This window comes from Anaeromonas frigoriresistens, from assembly GCF_016820655.1.
GTDB classification, from domain to species: domain Bacteria; phylum Bacillota; class Clostridia; order Tissierellales; family SIT17; genus Anaeromonas; species Anaeromonas frigoriresistens.
Map to the genome: position 1 here is coordinate 1 of NZ_WSFT01000014.1, position 21,077 is coordinate 21,077.

Annotated in this window: 22 protein-coding genes and 1 riboswitch; of the genes, 13 read left to right on the top strand and 9 right to left on the bottom strand. The window is 29.5% G+C overall.

The window, feature by feature from the left end; all coding sequences use genetic code 11:
* Positions 1–75: 75 nt before the first annotated feature.
* From GOQ27_RS02160 to GOQ27_RS02190, 7 genes are all read right to left on the bottom strand, one after another.
* The gene (locus GOQ27_RS02160; RefSeq protein ID WP_203365176.1) at positions 76–333 is read right to left on the bottom strand and encodes an HPr family phosphocarrier protein; all 258 of its coding nucleotides are present in this window, start codon (positions 331–333) and stop codon (positions 76–78) included.
* 37 nt (positions 334–370) lie between these two features.
* A complete protein-coding gene (locus GOQ27_RS02165; protein ID WP_203365177.1) occupies positions 371–2,371 on the bottom strand; it encodes a glucose PTS transporter subunit IIA in 2,001 nt (666 codons plus the stop codon).
* A gap of 291 nt (positions 2,372–2,662) precedes the next feature.
* Positions 2,663–3,520 (bottom strand): BglG family transcription antiterminator, encoded by an 858-nt coding sequence (locus GOQ27_RS02170; RefSeq protein ID WP_203365178.1) that lies wholly within the window; start codon positions 3,518–3,520, stop codon positions 2,663–2,665.
* Positions 3,521–3,607: 87 nt separating this feature from the next.
* Positions 3,608–5,038, bottom strand: a complete 1,431-nt coding sequence (locus tag GOQ27_RS02175; RefSeq protein WP_203365179.1) for a peptidoglycan D,D-transpeptidase FtsI family protein — start codon at positions 5,036–5,038, stop codon at positions 3,608–3,610.
* Positions 5,010–6,257 (bottom strand): FtsW/RodA/SpoVE family cell cycle protein, encoded by a 1,248-nt coding sequence (locus GOQ27_RS02180; protein WP_203365180.1) that lies wholly within the window; start codon positions 6,255–6,257, stop codon positions 5,010–5,012. Before GOQ27_RS02180 ends, GOQ27_RS02175 begins: the two co-directional genes overlap by 29 nt.
* Before the next feature lie 13 nt (positions 6,258–6,270).
* Entirely contained in the window at positions 6,271–6,714 is a 444-nt protein-coding gene (locus tag GOQ27_RS02185) for an FHA domain-containing protein (protein WP_203365181.1), read from the bottom strand.
* 167 nt (positions 6,715–6,881) lie between these two features.
* Positions 6,882–8,498 carry a Na+/H+ antiporter NhaC family protein gene (locus tag GOQ27_RS02190; RefSeq protein ID WP_203365182.1) on the bottom strand — a complete coding sequence of 539 codons (1,617 nt, stop codon included), beginning with the start codon at positions 8,496–8,498 and terminating at the stop codon, positions 6,882–6,884.
* Positions 8,499–8,676: 178 nt separating this feature from the next.
* Here GOQ27_RS02190 and GOQ27_RS02195 point away from each other — a divergent pair, with 178 nt between their 5' ends.
* The 3 genes from GOQ27_RS02195 to GOQ27_RS02205 all read left to right on the top strand — a co-directional run bounded on the left by GOQ27_RS02195 (position 8,677) and on the right by GOQ27_RS02205 (position 10,587).
* Positions 8,677–9,351, top strand: a complete 675-nt coding sequence (locus GOQ27_RS02195; RefSeq protein ID WP_203365183.1) for a DUF1287 domain-containing protein — start codon at positions 8,677–8,679, stop codon at positions 9,349–9,351.
* Between the two features lie 230 nt (positions 9,352–9,581).
* Complete coding sequence (locus GOQ27_RS02200; protein ID WP_203365184.1) at positions 9,582–10,115, top strand: 2'-5' RNA ligase family protein; 534 nt, start codon at positions 9,582–9,584, stop codon at positions 10,113–10,115.
* 118 nt (positions 10,116–10,233) lie between these two features.
* Positions 10,234–10,587, top strand: a complete 354-nt coding sequence (locus tag GOQ27_RS02205; protein ID WP_203365185.1) for a hypothetical protein — start codon at positions 10,234–10,236, stop codon at positions 10,585–10,587.
* Between the two features lie 17 nt (positions 10,588–10,604).
* Here the strand turns inward: GOQ27_RS02205 and GOQ27_RS02210 are convergent, their stop codons facing one another.
* Positions 10,605–11,510 carry a cobalamin-dependent protein gene (locus tag GOQ27_RS02210; RefSeq protein ID WP_203365186.1) on the bottom strand — a complete coding sequence of 302 codons (906 nt, stop codon included), beginning with the start codon at positions 11,508–11,510 and terminating at the stop codon, positions 10,605–10,607.
* A 141-nt stretch (positions 11,511–11,651) separates the two neighbouring features.
* On the opposite strand from GOQ27_RS02210, the gene GOQ27_RS02215 reads away from it, so the two are divergent.
* From GOQ27_RS02215 to GOQ27_RS02245, 7 genes are all read left to right on the top strand, one after another.
* Positions 11,652–13,169: a phytoene desaturase family protein gene (locus GOQ27_RS02215; protein WP_286673005.1), complete on the top strand. Its 1,518-nt coding sequence runs from the start codon at positions 11,652–11,654 to the stop codon at positions 13,167–13,169.
* Between the two features lie 113 nt (positions 13,170–13,282).
* Positions 13,283–14,302, top strand: a complete 1,020-nt coding sequence (locus tag GOQ27_RS02220; RefSeq protein WP_207751250.1) for a serine hydrolase domain-containing protein — start codon at positions 13,283–13,285, stop codon at positions 14,300–14,302.
* A gap of 7 nt (positions 14,303–14,309) precedes the next feature.
* Positions 14,310–15,185 carry a GNAT family N-acetyltransferase gene (locus GOQ27_RS02225; RefSeq protein ID WP_203365188.1) on the top strand — a complete coding sequence of 292 codons (876 nt, stop codon included), beginning with the start codon at positions 14,310–14,312 and terminating at the stop codon, positions 15,183–15,185.
* Between the two features lie 205 nt (positions 15,186–15,390).
* Positions 15,391–16,140, top strand: coding sequence for a glutamate racemase (gene murI, locus GOQ27_RS02230; RefSeq protein WP_203365189.1), 750 nt, complete (start codon positions 15,391–15,393; stop codon positions 16,138–16,140).
* 120 nt (positions 16,141–16,260) lie between these two features.
* Positions 16,261–16,815: a sugar O-acetyltransferase gene (locus tag GOQ27_RS02235; protein ID WP_203365190.1), complete on the top strand. Its 555-nt coding sequence runs from the start codon at positions 16,261–16,263 to the stop codon at positions 16,813–16,815.
* Positions 16,816–16,981: 166 nt separating this feature from the next.
* Positions 16,982–17,806 carry a DUF2785 domain-containing protein gene (locus tag GOQ27_RS02240; RefSeq protein ID WP_203365191.1) on the top strand — a complete coding sequence of 275 codons (825 nt, stop codon included), beginning with the start codon at positions 16,982–16,984 and terminating at the stop codon, positions 17,804–17,806.
* A 108-nt stretch (positions 17,807–17,914) separates the two neighbouring features.
* The gene (locus GOQ27_RS02245) at positions 17,915–18,604 is read left to right on the top strand and encodes a DUF421 domain-containing protein (protein WP_203365192.1); all 690 of its coding nucleotides are present in this window, start codon (positions 17,915–17,917) and stop codon (positions 18,602–18,604) included.
* A gap of 33 nt (positions 18,605–18,637) precedes the next feature.
* On the opposite strand, the gene grxC is transcribed toward GOQ27_RS02245, so the two are convergent.
* Complete coding sequence (gene grxC, locus GOQ27_RS02250; protein ID WP_203365193.1) at positions 18,638–18,892, bottom strand: glutaredoxin 3; 255 nt, start codon at positions 18,890–18,892, stop codon at positions 18,638–18,640.
* 132 nt (positions 18,893–19,024) lie between these two features.
* Here grxC and GOQ27_RS02255 point away from each other — a divergent pair, with 132 nt between their 5' ends.
* The 3 genes from GOQ27_RS02255 to GOQ27_RS02265 all read left to right on the top strand — a co-directional run bounded on the left by GOQ27_RS02255 (position 19,025) and on the right by GOQ27_RS02265 (position 21,077).
* Positions 19,025–19,798 (top strand): hypothetical protein, encoded by a 774-nt coding sequence (locus tag GOQ27_RS02255; RefSeq protein WP_203365194.1) that lies wholly within the window; start codon positions 19,025–19,027, stop codon positions 19,796–19,798.
* A 68-nt stretch (positions 19,799–19,866) separates the two neighbouring features.
* Positions 19,867–19,977: riboswitch (TPP riboswitch) on the top strand.
* Positions 19,978–20,044: 67 nt separating this feature from the next.
* On the top strand, positions 20,045–20,335 hold the full coding sequence (locus GOQ27_RS02260) for a thiamine-binding protein (protein WP_203365195.1): 291 nt from the start codon (positions 20,045–20,047) through the stop codon (positions 20,333–20,335).
* Positions 20,307–21,077 (top strand): ABC transporter permease, encoded by a 771-nt coding sequence (locus tag GOQ27_RS02265; protein ID WP_203365196.1) that lies wholly within the window; start codon positions 20,307–20,309, stop codon positions 21,075–21,077. Before GOQ27_RS02260 ends, GOQ27_RS02265 begins: the two co-directional genes overlap by 29 nt.

Below are 21,077 nucleotides of genomic sequence, written 5' to 3' on the forward strand. Positions count from 1 at the left end.
TGTTCCACTATTAATACCTTACCTAAGGCTATGCCCGGAGAAGCACTAGTACCTGTAAACATAAGAAATCCCCCTTTAGTCAAGTTTGTTTTCTAATATATTAACAATAGCATCAAGAGCTTCTTTTTCATCAGAGCCCTTTGTTATTATAGTTATTTCAGATCCTTGATCTAAACCAAGGCTTAATAGGTTCATTATTGATTTTGCATTTACAGTTTTTTCTTCATGCTTAATTTGAATATCTGATTCATACTTTTTAGCTTCACTAACAAGCATTCCTGCCGGTCTTGCATGTAGTCCTGATTCATTAGCTAATTTTATTGTTTTTTCCATTTTAAAATACCTCCTAGAGTTATATTATTTATAGTTTTTATATATTAATCTTTAATAAATCTTCATTATTATTTACTTTACCCTCAGTCAATAATTCGAATCCTTTAAAGTCACCGATGTTAGTAATTATTACAGGAGTTATTATTGATTTAGCTTCATTTTGGATTAATTCTAAGTCGAATTCAATAAGTTTATCTCCAACTTTTACAGTGTCACCTTGGGATACAAAGGCTTCAAATCCTCTACCTTCCATATTGACTGTATCAATACCTATATGAATTAATATTTCTACACCTTCATTAGTAACTATACCTATAGCATGTTTTGTTTTAAATAATTGTGCAATTTTTCCATCTATAGGAGCAGTTACTATTCCAGATGTAGGTTTAATTGCAATACCATCTCCTAAGAATTTTTGAGCGAAGGTTGCATCAGGAACGTCTTCTACTTTAACAAGTTCTCCTGTTAATGGTGATTTGATAATTACCTCATCTTTTTTAGCGATAGGAGCATCACAGGACTTAGTTGTTGTAGGTTCCTTAGATACTGTAGTATCATCTTTTATTTTAACGGAATCTACATCACCCATAGCAATGATATCTTTAATTTCTTCTTTTAATTGGTCAGACTCTGTTCCAAATATTACTTGAACATTTCCTCCTCCTGCATCCATTATTCCAGAAGCACCAAGATTCTTAAGTCTTTTTTTATCTACTATAGAAGAATCATGAAGGTTCAATCTTAATCTAGTAATACATGCATCAATATTTTCTATATTCTTAGCATCTCCTAAAGCCTTTAATACTTCTGCTGCTTTTTCAGATGCTGAAATTTCTGTAATCTCTCCCTCTTCTTCATCTTCTCTACCAGGAGTTTTTAAGTCTAATGCTTTAATTAAATAGTAGAATACTGCGAAGTATAGAGCGAATATAATAGGACCAACTATTGTAAATAGATAAATACTATTCTGTTGATTAAAGAATCCTACCACATAGTCAATTAATGAAGCTGAGAAGGTATAACCTAAGTGTATATTAAAGAAATTCGTTAATAACCCTGATACAAAGGCTCCAGCTACATGGAATACATATAATACAGGAGCTACAAATATAAATGCGAACTCTATTGGTTCTGTAATTCCAGTAATGATTGATGTTAAAGCTGCGGGAACCATTATTCCTGCAATTGCCTTCTTCTTACTTTTATCAGCTCTTAAATACATAGCTAATGTTGCTGCTGGTAGACCAAATAGCATTATTGGGAATTCTGCAGCCATAAAACGTCCTGCAGTTGGATCTCCTGCGAAGTATCTTGTAGTTTCTCCACGTAATATTTCTCCTGTATCTGTAACAAATTCTCCAAACTCATATAAGAATGGAGGATAGTATACATGATGAAGACCTACTGGTATTAATAATCTTTTACCAGCTGCATAAAAAGCTGGACCAAGCTCTGATGCCATTACTGATTTACCAAATGAGTTAATAAGATCTTGGATTGGTGGCCATATAAACCCGAATAAAATACCAAGTCCTAATGCAGTGGCCGCTGTTACAATAGGTACTAAACGTTTACCAGAGAAGAATCCTAAAACAGGATGTAGCTTTGTTCTAAAGAATCTTTGATAAAGTTTAGCTGACACAAGACCTATAATAATTCCTCCAAAGACTCCAGTGTTGATTGCTAGATCCAGGCCTCTTAGTTCACCCATTACATTGATAACATTAGTCATAGTAAAGTAACCCACAACAGCAGCTAATCCAGCTACACCAGCTCCTCCTGCAAAACCTATGGCTACACCGATAGCAAATACAACCGGTAGTTGTTCAAATATTGCTAAACCACCACTATAAAGAATATTTCCTAATCCATTAAATAATGAATTAGTAATCTCTCCAGATGCAGTTTCTGTAGCATTTTGTAGCATTCTTCCCAATGCAACCAATAATCCAGCTGCTGGAAGTACAGAAACAGGCATCATTAATGATTTACCTATTTTCTGTAAAATAGAAAACAATTTATTTCTTCCATTACTCATAAGTATACCTCCTAATATTTTTTTATTTTTTATAATACATGAAACTAATAATTATATAATTATTAGTTTTATAGATTCTCATTGGCTATAAAAAAGGCATGAACTAAGGTATATAATAGTTATTTCCATAATGGTAAATAACTATTATATAAATCCTTAGCTCATGCCTGATCGAATCAGTAACACGCTATTAGATTTATGAATTCTTTAGTTTATTCGATAGCTTATAATTCTGATGATTCTTTGAAAAAATAAAGAATGAAGAATTATATAGCTCCTGGATAACACGACTTAGCGTTCAGAAGGTGAAGATTCTTCTGAACTGAGTCTTAATTTATATAAATGTAGAGCAATGAATCCTATTTCATCTTCAGGAACTTTGATTTTTAAGTCATTTTCAATAATCTTTGATATATCATATGCTACTTTAAATTCATAGGATAAGTCATTTTTTAATTGATTTAAGAAAACATTTGTTACAGTCTTATTTCTTTTGATTCTATCTAATACACCTCTGATATGACTAACAAATCTAACGTAGTTAAAAGAATTTTTATCTAAGTTTATTTCTAATTTTCTTTGAATAAATTGAATTATTTTGCTTATAATCTTAGAATTTTTAAAGGCATCATTTTTTGTTTTATCATTAGTAGCTCCATATATGTGAAAAGTTATAAAACCAACTTCAGCTTCTGGTATATCTATATTTAAATTATTTCTAAGTATTTTTACGGACCTTTGAGCTAGCCCGAATTCTTTAGGGTAAAGAAGCTTAGTTTCTGATAGGAAAGGATTAACTATTTCAATACCTTCCTTTAAGCGCTTAATAGCAAAATTTATATGGTCGATTAATCCTAAGTGAAAATGAGGGTTTAAATTCTCGTCAATCTCTTCTGAAACCATTTTCACAATATCTTGAGTTAACTCAATTATTTGAGGATCTACTTTTGATAACAAATCTTTATATTCTCCAGAATTTATACCCTCTAGAGAGACAAAAGTATTTTCAATATCTTTAAGATTACTTATAAATTGTCCTTTTTTCTTACCAAATCCGATTCCTTTACCAACAAGAATAAAATCTTTATTCTGTTTTGTAACTAGTACAACGTTGTTACTTAGAATTTTTGTTATTAGATATTCTTCCATTAAAACCCTCCGGGAAAATGTTATCACAACGTAGTCTATTTTTGATTTTAATAAAAAACAGCTCAGTTGTCAAATGGTAAAAATTAATTACTTATATTTATTTAATGCTTCTATCATAATATTTCTTGCAAGTGGTGCTGCATTACTACCTCCAGTACCACCACTATTTTCTAATAATACAGCTATAGCAATTCTAGGATTATCTGCAGGTGCGAAGGCTACAAACCAAGCATGATCCTCTCCTGGATTTTGTGCTGTACCTGTTTTTCCTGCTACCTTTATACCTTTAATTTGTGCATTTGTTCCAGTCCCACTATTTACTACTTCAGTCATCATCTCAGTAATATTATTTGCTATTTCTGGGGTAGTAACTGTAGACAATACTTTAGGTTCTGATTTTTTTAATACAGTACCATTAGTATTAATTACTTTTTGTACTAGATTAGGAGTCATCATTCTACCATTATTTGCTATAGCAGAAGTCATTAGGGCCATGTTAAGAGGAGTTACCAATAATTCTCCTTGACCAATACCCGTAGCCCCTAACTCAGCTTTATCCATTCCATCAGTGGGGAATTTAGATTGTTTTGTGTTAATATCAAAAGGAATATTTGTATTAAACATAAATTTTTGAGAAATATCCTTAAGTCCTTCTTCTCCTAATTGAGCTCCAATTTGACCAAAGGATATATTACAAGATTCTTGTAATGCTTCGGACAAATCAACTTCACCATGAGCACGATGATCTGTTAATGGATAACCACCAATATTAATTTTTCCTTCACAATTGAACTTAGTTGTTACTCCTGGTGTCTCTAATGCACCAGTAGTAGTTATTAATTTGTATATAGACCCAGGAGTGTATAAACCTTCTGTAGATCTATTTATTAATGGTTTATTTTCAGAAGTAGATATATTTTCCCAACTATCCCTTAGATTATTAGGATTAAAATCAGGGGAGTTTACCATAGTAAGGATATCCCCAGTTTGGGGATTTATAGCTACTACAGATCCTTTTTTATTACCTAATTGCTTTCTTGAGTACTTCTGTAAATCATGATCAATAGTAAGAATTAAACTATTGCCTTCAGATTCTTTTTTTATAGGAATCTTATCTTCATTGACCTTAAAGGCATCTAGAATTTCAAAGAATACATTTCTAACGTCATCGATAATATTACTTTGAGTTAAAGTAGAATTAAAGGATTTTTCTAAACCTGATGTTCCATACCTTTCATCATAATATCCTATAATATGACTATATAAATTATCATACTCATAATGTCGGATTTGCTTTTGATCATCTGCTTTAGTACTGTAGGATAAAACAGTTTCATTCCGATCATATATTGATCCTCTGAGAACATATTCATTGCCTAATGGTCTTTTATTATAACTACTAGTCTTTACTTTTTCTGCTTGGAAAATTTGGAAATATGTCAAATATACTATTAGAGAAATAAACATTATACTTAATAAAAAAAGTACTCTAATTATCCTCTTCTGTTCCGTGTTCATAATCTTCCTCCTGTTCAACATAGATATATTCTGAGGCAACCTGTAGGACTCCTAAAGATGCAAAACTCATAATTAATGAACTACCTCCATAACTTAAGAAGGGGAGAGTGACTCCGGTAAGAGGAATAAGTTTAGTAACTCCACCTAAGATTATAAAGGCTTGGAACCCAAGTGTAGCTGTTATTCCAAGGGCAACTATTCTAAAGAATTGATTTCGTTGTTCTAATGCAATTTTAATTCCTCTATAGATTAATATTAGAAACAACATAATAACGGCGATTCCAGTAAGAACACCCATTTCTTCACATATGGCTGAAAAGATAAAGTCAGTTTGTACTTCTGGAATAAAAGTAGGGTATCCATTACCAATACCTGAACCTAAAAATCCCCCTTCAGCTATTGCAAAAAGAGATTGGGTTATTTGATATCCCTTTCCAGAGATATCTTCCCAAGGGTTTAACCAAGTTTCAACTCTTACTTGAACATGGCTAAAAGCAAAATATCCTAACATAGCCATTAATGAAGCTGAGAATAGGTTTAATAATATAAACTTCCTATCATTTTCATAAACATAAAATATGACTAAAAACACCATATAAAATAACATTGCAGAACCTAAGTCTCTTTGTATGAATAGGAAACCAATATGAGCATAAACAATTACTGATAAAATGTATTTATTTTCGAATTTATCTCTGTTTACAAAATATGAGGCTAGAAAAAATACAAAAAGAATTTTTATTATCTCTGACGGTTGAAAACTATAGCCAGATATTTTAATCCAGTTAGTAGATCCATTAATTGTTTTACCAAATATCAAAGTTGATAAGAATAATAAAAAGGAGAGACCTATATATAATCCCATACCTTTTTCCCATAGAGTTATTCTTTTTACGATAAAATAAGTAGCATAAAAAGTAATGATACCAACCATATACCATATAACTTGTTTAAATCCTAATTCAGGGTTGATACGGTAAATCATCAATATCCCTAAACTCATCATCATACTTACAATAAGTAGTAAATAATGGTCCCCAGATGAAACTTTAAGGAGTAGTAAATTAGATATATATATTATTAATGGAAGTCCCACAGCAACTCCTATAGATAATCTATCAAAGCTTTTATTATAAAGGATAACTAATGATAGACTTAATAGATTTAATAAAAACAAGAGGTTTTGAGGGACTTTAAAGCTAAATAAACGTTTAAACATAATAAACACCTCTTTATTGTTCAATTACAAATAAGAAATTAACTCGTCCTACTTGTATGGTATCTCCATTCATTAATTTTACTGCGTTAGTTATCTGTTCGCCATTTACATATGTACCATTAGCACTACTTAAATCTTCTAAATAATATTCATCTCTATTTTTAATTATTTGAGCATGTTGTTTAGAAATATAAGGATCTTTAATAATAATTTTGTTATTTCTTGATCTTCCTATAGATACATCTGAAACTAGAGAATAAAACTCATCCACTTTAAAGGGGAGAGAGTCCTTTCTATTTATCAGTTTTAAGTAAGTATCTCCTCGCACTTCTTTATTCTTTATTCCTTTTATATCTAGAAAAATTAATCGTATTATTCCAAACATAAATAGATAGATTAAAAGAATAAATATATATCTGAATATAGAAGACAATCCAGACCAAATAATGTCAAACATTTAATCACCTGCTTTTTAATAATCTTTTTATTATTTTATCATATTATCTCTAGAACTTATATGATTCTCATTAACATATTTACTAATTATACCCTCATTGAAGGAATATATATCAAAAAAAAATCCAATACCTAGGTATTGAACTTTTTTTTGATATATATTCTAATTTACTCTTCTACTTTTTTACCATAGAATCTAATTGCTAAGTACGCTAATATAAGGCCAGCGATTAAGGATATTGCAGGATTTATACCTAGTATAGCAGCAGGTAGGTATCCTACAATGAGTGCAATTACTGCAACCGTTAAAGAATAAGGTATTTGGGTCTTAACATGATCAATATGATCAGAGGCAGAGGCCATAGAACTCATTATAGTAGTATCAGAAATAGGTGAGCAGTGGTCTCCGAAAACAGCACCAGTAAAGACAGCACCTATAGTAGCGTATAAGATAACACCGGTATCTCCACCACTAAGGCTATATACTAAAGGAACAGCTATAGGCATAAGTATTGCTGTAGTACCCCATGAAGTACCTGTGGAGAAAGCTATTAAACAACCTAAAATAAATACTGCCATTGGTAATATTGAAGCAGAAATTTTTCCATCTAATATTCCTACAAGATAATGAGCAGTTCCTAAGTCTTTACATATACTACCGATTCCCCAAGCCAGTACAAGTACCATTATAGCTATAACAAGGGATTTTGCACCATCTACCCAAGCATCTATAGTTTCTTTAAAAGTTAAAATCTTTTGAGATAAAACTAGTATCATTGCAACAAGGCTGCCTAGGAAAGAAGCCCACATCATAGCTACTGCTGCATTGGCATTACCTATGACATCTCGAATAACTGTAAAGGCTAGAGGATTAGCTTTAAGTTTAGAAATAAGCTCAGCATCTTCTCCAGCTAAAACAGCGCCTCGGCCATTGATGTATAAACCTAAAATAACCATAACAACTACAGTAAGAACAGGAATAATAGCATTTAATGCTCTTAAAGGTATATCTTCTTTTATTTCCATATCAGTAAGTTCTTTAGATGCAAGAGGAATGGAACCATCTGCTACTAATTTTCCTTCTTTTCTAGCTCGTCTTTCAGCTTTAAGCATAGGGCCATAGTCTCTGCCAGTTAGAGCTATCATTAAAACAAAACCAAGCATAATAATGCTATAGAATCTGAAAGGAACAGATTGAATAAATGCAGAATATATATTCACCTCTACATTGATAGATGCAAAGGCATCTCTTAATAGACCCATTTCGTAGGCTATCCAAGTAGATATCAGTGCCATACTAGCCACAGGGGCAGCAGTAGCATCAGTAAGAAATGCAAGTTTTTCTCTAGATATTTTATGTTTATCAGTTAAAGGTCTCATAGTGTTTCCTACTAAAAGGGTATTTGAATAATCATCAAAAAATATTAAAAGTCCCATAGCCCAAGTTGAGGCCATAGCACTTTGGGCATTTCTAGCTTTTTTGCCTAACCATTCAGCAATAGCCTTTGATCCTCCTGATTTGGCAACAATGCCGATCATTCCTCCTAAAGCAAGGTCAAACACTATAATTCCAGCATTCCATTCGCTGGCTACAGAGCCTGCTATATATTTCTCTATAGTTTTAGCAAAACCCATAAAAATATTACCCTTGTAAATGATTGTAGCACCTACAAAAATGGCTGCAAATAAAGATGGTAAAACTTGTTTTGTCTTAAAAGCTAGTAGTATTGCAACTAGGGGTGGAATTAATGATAAAATTCCATAATGTTCAATTACATTTTCCATATACATACCTCCTTTGTATAAATATATGGGCTAGTACACAAAAAAATTCCAACAAAATAAGGTTAATCTTACATAATGAAATTTATATCAATATTAAAATTCTATGACATTAATTTTTTAGAAAGGAAAATATATATTATTATAGAAGTTATATTATTATAATGTTAGGAGGGAATAGATGAATTTCAAAAATATAGTAATTTCTATGGGTATATTAATTATATTAATAATGACTATAAACTACCTATTGTGGCAGGATCCTTTATATATTTTAAGACCTCGATTTAAAGTGGAGAATATAAGTACTTTAAAGGATAGGGATAATGATGGGCTCAATGACATTGAAGACATTTTACAGGGAGCAAGGAATGAAATAAAAAATAAAACTGTATATAGGAGTGGATATTATAAAGGGGGTTACCCTCCAGAAGATGAGGGAGTATGTACAGATGTCATATGGAGAGCATATAAAAATGCAGGATATGATTTAAAGGTGTCAATTGATAAGGACATAAAGGATAGTTTAGAGGATTATCCCAGGGTAAATGGAAAACCAGATCCAAATATAGATTTTAGAAGAGTAAAAAATCAGCATGTTTTCTTCAATAAATATGGGAAAAACTTGACTCTAGATGTAATACCCTATGATAATGAGAATTTAAAACAGTGGCAACCAGGAGATTTAGTTATATTAAAAAAGCCTGATCACATAGCTGTAATTTCAGATAAAAGAAGAAAAGATGGAGTTCCTTATATAATTCATAATGCTACTGACTATCCAGAAGAGAAAAACCTTCTATTGCGCTGGAGTGAAGAAGGAAAAATAATAGGTCATTTTAGGTATTTAGATTAATATAAAAAGGAGGATTTATAATGAAAAGGTTGTTTATTGGAATAGTCTTGTTTTTTTTATTAGTCTCATTAACAGGTTGCATTGAGGATAAAACAGTACAGGAACTCAGAGATTAAGAATTTCATATGGTGGTGGTGGCGAGTTTTGGGTTGAAGAAAAATATGTTGTTTATCCTAAAGAGTAAATAATATAATGAAAAGCAAGTTAGTTTAGAGGAGGGGGAAGTTAGCATGGAGTATGGTGTGCTTTTATATTTTGATGAAGAAAGTAATAAGTATATTGAAAATTTAAGGAATAAAGTTACAGAAAATGATGTTAATAATCACACAATAAAAGGAGGTATTAGACCTCATATAACTATAGCTTCTTTTGAAACAAAGGATGAAGAATTTTTAGAAAAATTAAAATTTTTTTTACAGGATGAAATAACATTTGATGTGGTTTTTGGAAGCATAGGTATTTTTCCCTTTGAAAACAATGTAGTGTATTTAGCACCAGTGCTGAATTCTAATCTATATAATATTCATAATAGGTTTTACCAGTACTTTAATAATTGTGGTTATGAATATAATAGTCACTATAAGCCACAAAGTTGGGTACCTCACTGTACTATAGCTTCTCACTTATCAACTAAAGAAATATTAAATACAATAGTGACTTTAAGAGAAGATTTTAAACCAATCAAATCAAAGATATCTTATATAGGAATTATAGAGGGAAATCCTGCAAAAGAATTAGTAAGCTATAGACTAAAAAATGGTTAATTTTTTATATTATAAAATAAATTAGTCATTTATAATGATTCTCAAAGTGTTATAATAAATACTATAAAGAAAGTAGTCAGTAAATTCTCACATAAGTAATAATGCTAGGAGGAGTAAAATGAAAGAAAAACTTATTTTGACAGGAAAAATAATTGGTCCAACCTTGGTTGGAATTATATTTTCACTATTAGCATACAAGATATTAGACACTTGGTTATTTGAGGGAGAAGAAGGTAGAATTTTAATAATAGGATACTCTATTTTCTTTGGGGTTCTACCAATAGCTTCTATATTAGCAGGAATGTTATCAAAGATATGGTTACATAGGATTTGGGTATCAATATTCAATGTTGTAGGTATATGGGCAGTATTATACTTTGTCTTAGATCAATCTATATTTGTAGTGCCATTTTTACCTGTTTATATGTTCTGTGGATTTCTAGCAGCATTACTACCAAGTAAGGCTGCATAGGGCTATAGAATATATAACTAATCCTTAATTAATTTATTAGCAATCTCTATTGCTTCTTTACAGTTAGATGCATAACCATCAGCATTGACAAATTTAATTATAGAGTTATTAATATTAAAGGGCCTTCCCCCCACAAGAAATTTTATGTTTTTATTTATATTACTACTGCGAATATTTTCAATTATTGATTTAATGCTATTGGTGTTATAATCCATTGTGGAGGATATAGCAATTAAATCAATATTTTTCTCTTTTATCATTTGTACTATACTATCTAGAGGTAAATCCGTCCCTAAAAAATACACATTCCAACCATCTTGTTCTAAACTATCACTCACCATTCTTAAACCAATAGAATGACGTTCTCCATTTGCACATATAAATAAGGCATTTGAATCATTATGACTTAGTATTGGATAATGAAAATACAAGTGTGATATAAGTTTTTTTGTTATTTCAGTAAACAAATGCTCTTCTCCTACTGAGAGTTCGTTTTTTTCCCATAAGGATCCTATCTTAACTAAAGATGGGGTTATAATATTGTCATAAATCTCTGGTAGGCTAAGTCCGCTTTTTACTAAGTTCAATAAAGTATTATAAGCATGGTCTATATTTCCTTCTCTAACCATTACTGAGTAGGTTTCTATTATATGATTATAATCTAATTCAATATTTAAAGGCATTTGCTTTTGAAAATTCAATGAATTATTTGTATTTAAAATATTATTTCTACCAACTAAGTAATCTATTGATACATCAAAAAAGTCAGCAAAGGACTTTAAGATATCAGGATTAGGAAATCGTGAACTATTTTCATAGTTTGCAATAGTGGTTTGACCTACGCCCATATGTTTAGCTAAACTTTTCTGAGTTAATCTATTTTGTTTTCTTAAACTTTTAAGTCGTTTCCCGAAATTTTCCATAGCAATCAACTCCTCTTATAAAATCTTACCACAATTCGTAATATTTAATCAAATAATTATAAAAAAATGATTTAAAAACACATATAGTGGTATCTTTATTATATAATATCACATTTTGAAATGATTAGGGGAGGTTTAATTATGAATAATAAAGTAATAATAGTAGGGGCTGGGCCAGGAGGATTAACTGCAGGAACGTTACTATCTCATCAAGGGTATGATGTGGAAATATTTGAAAAACAGAATTTTATTGGGGGAAGAACATCTACATTTGAGTTAGATGGATATAAATTTGATTTAGGACCTACATTTCTAATGATGAAAGATGTTTTAGAAGATGTATTTAAAAAAGCTGGAAGAAAGGTTGAAGATTATATACAAATTAAAGAGGTTGAGCCACTTTACAGGATAATATATGGGGATGGAAGAGAGTTTTATCCTTCTAGAAAAAGAGATAAAATGAGCCAGGAAATAGAAAGATTATTTCCTGGCAATAGTGAAGGTTATAATAGCTTTATGAAAAAAGAAAAAAAGAAATTTGATATATTATTTGATTGTTTGAAGGAGAGTTTTATTAAGCCTACAGATTTATTAAAAAAGGAAGCGATAAAGTCTATACCTTACATTGGAATTAAACAGAGTCTGTTTGATGTCTTAGGGAAATATTTTAAAGAAGATGATCTTAAAATGGCATTTACATTTCAGGCTAAATATCTTGGTATGTCACCCTGGGAGTGTCCAGGAGGCTACAGTATAATATCCTATATTGAACATGCCACAGGAGTGCACCATATTATGGGTGGATTTGGTGAAATAACTAAAGGAATGGCCAAAGTTATAGAAGAAGATGGTGGAAGGATTCATCTTAATTCTTCAGTAAAAGAATTAATTATAGAAAATAAGAAAGTGATAGGTGTAGAATTAGAAGATGGTACTAGGAATTATAGTGAAAATACAATATTAAATGCAGACTTTGCTTATGCAATGAATAATCTAATAAAAGATAAATATAAAAAGAAATATACTAGAGAGAAAGTAGCTAAACAAAAATACTCATGTTCAACATATATGTTATATTTAGGTGTAGATAAAGTATTTGATATACCTCATAATAATATAATTTTTGCTAAGGATTACAAGAATAATGTAGACGAAATAGGAACTAGCAAAATATTATCTGAAGATCCATCTATATATATTCAAAACTCAATAGTTACTGATAAAAGCATTGCACCAGAAGGAAAATCTACTATATATATATTAGTTCCTGTACCTAATAATACAAGTAATATAGATTGGGATAAGGAAAAAAATTTATTTAGAGAAAAAATATTAGATATAGTTGAAGAAAAGGCAGGACTTCAAGAGCTAAGAAAGTATATAGAAGTTGAAAGAATGATTACACCAAAGGATTGGGAAGATGATATGTCCGTATATAAAGGTGCAGTATTTAATCTAGGGCATAATATAGGGCAAATGTTATATTTTAGACCACATAATCAATTCGAAGAATTTGATAATTGTTATTTAGTCGGTGGAGGAACTCATCCTGGTAGCGGACTACCAACAATATTTGAATCTGGAAGAATAACATCAGATTTATTAATGAAAAATAGTAAAAAAGATAATAGGTATCTGCAAAAAGCATCAATTTTATAGTAGAGTTTTAAAGCTCTACTATTTTTATGTTCAAATTTTCAGAAAATTAGAAAGGGAATTTACTAATATATATTGAATAGATTAATAAAAGGAGAACAAAAGGGGTGTTTATATTGAATAAGGAAAAATTAAAAAGGCTTGTTACTGGTTATAATGATTTTTCAGGAGTAATTTCAATAAAGGAAAAGGAGAATATATTATTGCACGAAGCATTCGGGTATGCAGATAGAAATCATAAAGTGAGTAATAAACTAGATACTAAAATTGGTATAGCTTCCGGATGTAAAATATTTACATCAATAGCCATATGCCAATTGATTGAAGAAGGTAAATTGAGTTTTGATACAAAGATTAAAGATTGTTTAGATATTAAGTTTTCAAATTTTGATGATGATATCACAATAGAACACTTATTAACTCATTCTTCTGGGATTATAGATTATTTTGATGAAGAAACAATGGAGGATTATTCTGATTTATGGAAAGATAGACCTATGTATAATATGAGAGAGCTTAAAGACTTTTTATCTATGATTCAGAATAATGGAATGGAGTTTAATCCAGGAGAAAAATTTAAATATAATAACGCAGGTTTTATAGTATTAGGTCTTATAGTTGAAAATATCACAGGAATTAAGTTTAAAGAATATATAAAGAAATATATATTTAGTCCTTTAAAAATGGATGATACAGGATATTTTGCTTTTGATAAATTGCCTTTTAATACTGCATATGGATATATGAAGGATTCAGATGGTAAGTGGAGGTCTAACATATATTCTTTACCTATAATTGGTGGAGCAGATGGAGGGGCATATACTACAGCAAAAGATTTATCTAAATTTTGGAAAGGGTTATCTCGTTATAAGTTATTGAGTAAAAGTACTACAGAGAAAATGTTAACACCCTATATTAATGTAAGTAATAATTTCTATTATGGTTATGGGGTATGGATAATTAAAGAAAATGACGGAATACTGAAATATTATATTATGGGTCAAGATCCTGGGATATCAATGATTTCATCTGTTTACCCTCAGAGTGATATAGAGGTTACTATACTAGGAAACTCAGAGTTAGGTACCTGGGATATTAATAGAGAAATAAATGATTTAATAAAACTGAAAAAGTAGGGATTATATGAAAACGTATAAAGAGAAAGTTTTATGTGTACAAGATATAAATGAAAGTCAAAAACAACAGATAAGCCAATTAATTGAAATATGTAATAGAAAAGATAAGATAGAATTAAATTTAAATTTGGACAAGAGGGATAACATTCATGATTTACTATATTATGAAGGAGACAGCTTAGTAGGATACTTAACATTATTACCAAGTTATATAAAAAAAGAAAAAAAGGCTATAGGAATAGTTCATCCATCTTATAGAAAAAAGGGGATTTTTAAAAAGCTTGTTGAAGAAGGCAAGAATATATGTAGTCAAATAAATGTTGAAAAAATCATCTTTATTAATAATAGTGAATCTATATCAGGGCTTAAATCCCTAAAATCTATTGGTGCTAAATATATATCTTCTAGCTATAAGATGATTTATAATGATAATTATGAACTTAGTCGCCATAAAGAAGATAAGAGACTCCAAGTAATAAAAGCAAATGATAAAGATATAGATGATTTAATAATAATTGGCACAGAGGCATTTCATACAAGTATAGAGGAAGAAAAAGAATATATTTTATCAGGATTGAATAATCTAAATAAGTCTATTTATATTGTCAAATATAATAGAAAATCAATTGGTGCAGTCTCTATTACAGAAGTAAATAAAGCTATAGTAATTAGTGATTTATCAGTACTTATTGATTATAGAAGAAAAGGAATAGGAAAATACATATTACAAAATGTAGTTATAGACTTGTATGATAAAGGTTATAAAGATATTTCTCTTTTTGTTGAAATTCAAAATAAGAATGCTATTAATATATATGAAGATAGCGGATTTATAATATCTAATGGAAATGATTTTTACGAATTAAACATTATTGCCAAATGAATGAATCACGATATGGGTGGACGTGATCATATGAATGGATTTTAAACATATTAGCTCTGTAGATTTATCTACAGAGCTTTTTAGAATAGTTATTTTTTTGTTCATGCTGTTTATAGAAAGTCATATGGGGAAATTATAATAAATATATTTGTTTTAAATAAAATCATAATTTATAATATATATATAATTGATTATGGAGGTTATTATGAAGATAGGTATATTTGATTCGGGTGTAGGAGGTATTACTGTTTTAAAAGAAGCTTTAAAGCAACTACCAAATGAAGAGTATATATATTATGCTGATACAGAAAATGTTCCCTATGGAACTAAGCCTAAAGAAGAGGTAAAGGGATATATATTTAATGTGGTTAAATTTTTAGCTGATAAAGATATTGATGCTTTAGTTATAGCTTGTAATACAGCTACTAGTATTGCAGTTAAAGAATTAAGAAAAAAATATAGTTTTCCTATTATAGGAATGGAGCCAGCCGTAAAACCAGCTATAGAAAAAAGTGAAGACAAAAAGGTCTTAGTAACTGCTACCACTCTGACATTAAAAGAGCAGAAATTTCAGGACTTAGTTACTAAATTACATTCAGAAGATATAGTAGATCCTTTACCACTACCTAAATTAGTAGAATATGCAGAGAACTTTATTTTTGATGAAGAGATCATTATTCCATATTTGCAAAGAGAGTTATCATCATATAATCTAGATGAATATGGCACTATAGTTCTTGGATGCACTCATTTTCCTTTTTATAAGGATTATTTTAAAAAGATAGTTCCAAACCATATTGAAATAATAGATGGTAATGAAGGTACTATAAAGCATTTAAAAAACACTTTGAATTTAGAAGATAGTACTCTTTGGAGAAGGAGTAAGGTTACTTTTTATTTATCTGGTAAAGAAGATAAAGAGGTACTAAAAAAGTATTTAGATATTATAAGATAGAAAAAACTCTAGTTATAACTAGAGTTTTTTCTATCTTATAAAGGATATTAACAGGTTAAAATAGAATAATTGTAAGTAAAGCAAATAGTAGGAAGAGAATTTAAAAAATGAGGTGATAGAATGACTGAGAAAGAGAAAATGCTAGCTGGGGAACTATACAATCCGGCAGATAAAGAATTAATAAATGATAGAAGAAGGGCTAAAATTTTATGTAATAAATTTAATGACTTAAATCCTACTGACCAGGAAGATAAAAAAAGCTTATTAAATGAATTATTTAAGACTCAGACGGAATGTCATATAGAGCCAAACTTTTTCTGTGACTATGGATATAATATAAAAATTGGTAAAGAATTTTATGCTAACCATAATTGTGTAATTTTAGATGTTAACATAGTAGAGATAGGGAGTAATGTAATGTTTGGACCTAATGTACAAGTCTACACTGCTACTCATCCTATCAACCCAGTGGAGAGAAATTCAGGAAAAGAGATGGGCTATCCTATTAAGATTGGAGATAATGTTTGGGTGGGAGGAGGATCAATAATATGTCCAGGGGTTACAATTGGAGATAATGCTGTAATAGCAGCGGGAAGTGTAATAATTAAGGATGTACCTGCTAACGTAGTAGTAGGAGGGAATCCTTCTAGAATTATTAAGGAAATTATTATATAGGATAATAGTATAATAATAAATATAAGAGGATACTGTGAGTTGATGATTCTTTAAAACTAAGAATTTGTATTGAATATAAATTAGTTGTGTAACATAATTATAAATTTTTAATTATACAAAAAGAAAATAAAAATTAATAAAAATTAATAAAAAGGGGTAGATAATAATGGACCAAAATGAGTTGAAAAGAGTATTGTTCAGTATTAAAGAAGAAGGTTATGAGGTGCCAGGGAATATAAAACCTTTTGACCTAGCATTAGATATGTTAACGTATATAGGTACTACTGAAAGTGAATTAAGAGATGATTTAATTTATGTGACTTTTTATAAGTGGATTATCAATGACGAGTTTAATAAGGATGAATTAAGAAAAATAGTTAAGATTGCTTTGGATGATGAGCACTTATTTTATAAATTAGGAGAGGTAGGAGATTCTGTATTTACTAGAACATTTTCAGTCCTGGTATTAGCTTTGTTAGTGTATAAACATAGAGAAGATAACTATCTAAGCAAAGAGAATATTAATAGAATATATAACAAGGTGATTAAGTATATAAGAGAAGAAAAAGATTTAAGAGGATATACGGAAGAAAAGGGCTGGGCTCATGGCATGGCTCATGGAGCAGATGTATTAGATGAGTTAGCTCAATGTGATGAATTGGAAAAGGATAACTTAATAATTATTTTAGATGATATCCAAAATAAAATAAGTATAAATTATCATCCATATATCTATGAAGAAGATGAACGAATGGTTACAGCTGTTATGAGTATTCTAAATAGAGACTTAATAGATGAAGAAGAGATATTAGGATGGATTGAAAACTTCTCTAATATATTAGAAGAAGATGAGTTTACAGATAAATTAATTAAATACTTTAATATCAAAAACTTCTTAAGAAGTTTGTATTTTAGACTATTAAAAGATTCATCAAAAGAAGCTTTAATTGATAAAACAAAGAAAATATTAGATGTTATCACTCATTTTTAATAGAATAGGTGGTTAATTCTCTCAATCTTTATATATATGAATAGAGTTAATGTAATAACAAAACACTAAGATTATATGCTTTAATTCAAGAAGAAGGAGAGAAGTATCTTGTCACTAATTGTGATAGTTATTATTAGAACAATTATAGCATTTATTTTTCTATTAATTATAACAACAATTCTTACCAAACGTGTATTATCTCCAAATACATATTTTGATTATATAGCAATTGCTATTTTAGGAACATTGTCAGGTAACTTAGCATTTAATATTAAGGTAAGGAGTATATATTTTATAACTTCAATGGTTACTACTACCATAGTTATATATCTTTCATCATATATTTCAATCAAATCAACAATTCTTCGGAAATATCTTGCAGGAAAGCCTACTATATTAATAAAAGAAGGTAAAATATTAGAGAGTAATATGTATAGATTAAGATATTCATATGATTATTTACTTCAACAATTAAGACAACAGCATGTATTTGATATAAATAAAGTTCAATCAGCAATATTAGAATCTAATGGTCTTTTGAGTGTCCAATTAAAATCTAAGGATAGTCCACTTACGCCTAAAGATATGAATATTTATACTGTAGAGGAAAATTTGGTTAAAGTTATTATTCTAGAAGGAAAGTTACTAAATGAAAATCTAAAAAGTGTTCATAAAGATGAAAATTGGTTAAATAAAGAGCTTTCAAAAAGAAAAGTTGATAATATAGAAGATGTTAGCTTTGGAGCGGTTTCATCTAAAGGAAAATTATATCTGGATTTTTATGAAGATAATATTTAGATAATAAAAAACCACCTTTTAGGTGGATTTTTATTATCTAAATATATCGTTGAACTTACCATTGCTATGTATCTCCATTAAATCGTCACATCCACCTATGAACTTATCACTTACAAAAATTTGAGGGACTGTACTGTGACCTGTTTTTTGTTCTAATACATCAAGTTTTTCTCTATCATTGCTTATTTCTATTTCTTTATATTTAATATTTTCTCTATCTAATAACTCTTTAGCCCTAATACAAAAGGGACAAGTACTAAAAGTATAAATTGTAACTTCTTTACTCATTGTTAAAACCTCCTAGTATTTATGTTATTTTATTATTACCCACTGGAAATATCATTATAGATAGAATTTGAAAGAGGATATTTATAAAAGAAATTGAATTAAATAATATAAAGATAATTGGGGGGTATTGTTATGGATATACAAATATATAAATGTGAGTTTAGAGAAGTAGATAATTTATTTTTACAAAATATTAAAAATTTTAGTTCGCCTTTTGATTCATTTTTAGAAGAACATATAACAGAATCAAATTTCTACCAAATTTTAATTCAAGGAAGAAAAGAAGGATACTTTTCTGTTTATAAGGAAGCTACAATAACTAGCTTTTTTATCAATAAAGAATTTAGAGATTTATCTCAAGAAATTTTTAATAAGATTAAAAAATATGAGTCTGTGCAGAAGGCCTTAGTATTTACTGGAGATGAATTCTTTTTATCCCATGCTTTAGATAATCCAAAAAAATTTGATTTACAAGCATATTTTTTTCAAGATTCTAAGAGAGAAATTAATGATGAACAAATACTTAAGAATTTTAGAATTAGAAAAGCTGATATTGGAGATGTAGATATCATTACTAAAAAATCTGGAGATTTTTTTGATAAAATTGAGATAAGGGTGAAGGAAGGGGAAATCTATATTGGTTTCTTAGGAGAAGATATAGTATCCTTTGGAATATTTGAAAAATCCAAGATTTATAACAATATAGCCAGCATAGGTATGTATGTTATAAAAGAAAAAAGAATAAGTGGAATAGGAAGAAATACTCTAATCAAACTAAAAGAATTATGCTATTCAATGGATATACAACCATTGGCTGGATGCTGGTACTATAACCATAATTCAAAAAAGACTTTAGAGAGTGCTGGAATGTATAGTCAAACAAGATTAATTAATATTCACTTTTAATGTAAAAGTATAATGATTATCAATAATTGACATCCAAGTTCTTATATAATACAATGAAATCGAAATAAAATAGAAATCTGGGGAGCTAGAAGGATCTAGCTGAGAGGAAGCTTAATTAGTTTCGACCCATAAAACCTGCACTGGGTAATGCCAGCGAAGGGAGAATATTGTCTGATTTTTGATAGTATATCAACCCTTCGTTATCAAACGAAGGGTTTTTCTGTGATTAATTAAAGGAGGGATAGTATGCCAATAGTAAACGTAAGTTTACAGATTTTACCTAGGGTAAAAGATGAAAGGTTATATGAAGTAGTAGATAAAGTAATAGAGTATATAGATTCTTGTGGGGTTAAATATGAGGTGGGGCCTATGGAAACCACTATGGAGGGAGAATTCGATAAATTAATAGATGTAGTAAAAGAAGCACAAAATATATGTGTTAAAGAAGGAGCTTCTAGAGTACTATCAGTTGTTAAAATAGATTATAAACCAGAAGGTGTGACAATGGATGAAAAGGTGGGCAAATATAGAAGATAGAGTAATACCGACAATATTCTTTTTGATTTTAATATTTATATGGGAACTAATTGTGAGAATAGGATTAGTAGAAAGGTTTATATTACCTTCACCTAGTGATATTTTGAAAGCGTTTCCTAAAATTCATCCAGATATATGGAAGCATATATTAACAACAATACAGGAAGCATCCATAGGATTCGTAATAGCAATAATATTTGCTATAGCTCTTGCTATAATTATGGATAATGTAAAACTAATTAAAAAAGCAATTTATCCACTAATTATAGTTTCACAAACTGTACCTATAATAGCATTAGCACCATTATTTTCTATTTGGTTTGGACTTGGCATTTTACCCAAGGTAGTCGTTGTAATCTTAGTATGTTTCTTTCCGATATTAGTTAGTTTAATCCATGGCCTAGAAAGTGTTGATAGAGATTTATTGAACTTATTGAAGTCCATGGGAGCGAGTAGATTTCAAATATTTAAATTAGTTAAATTTCCAGCTTCATTGGTAAGCTTTTTCTCAGGACTAAGAATAGCTGCCACATATAGTATTATGGGTGCAGTAATCGGGGAATGGTTAGGAGGAAAATCAGGTCTAGGGGTATATATGTTAAGAGTAAAACATTCTTATGCTTTAGATAAATTTTTTGCAGTGATAGTTATAATAGTTGTACTTAGTATGATCCTATTCAAAGGTATTACAGCTTTACAAAAAATATTGATGCCCTGGGAACATAGTCAAAACAAAAAATAA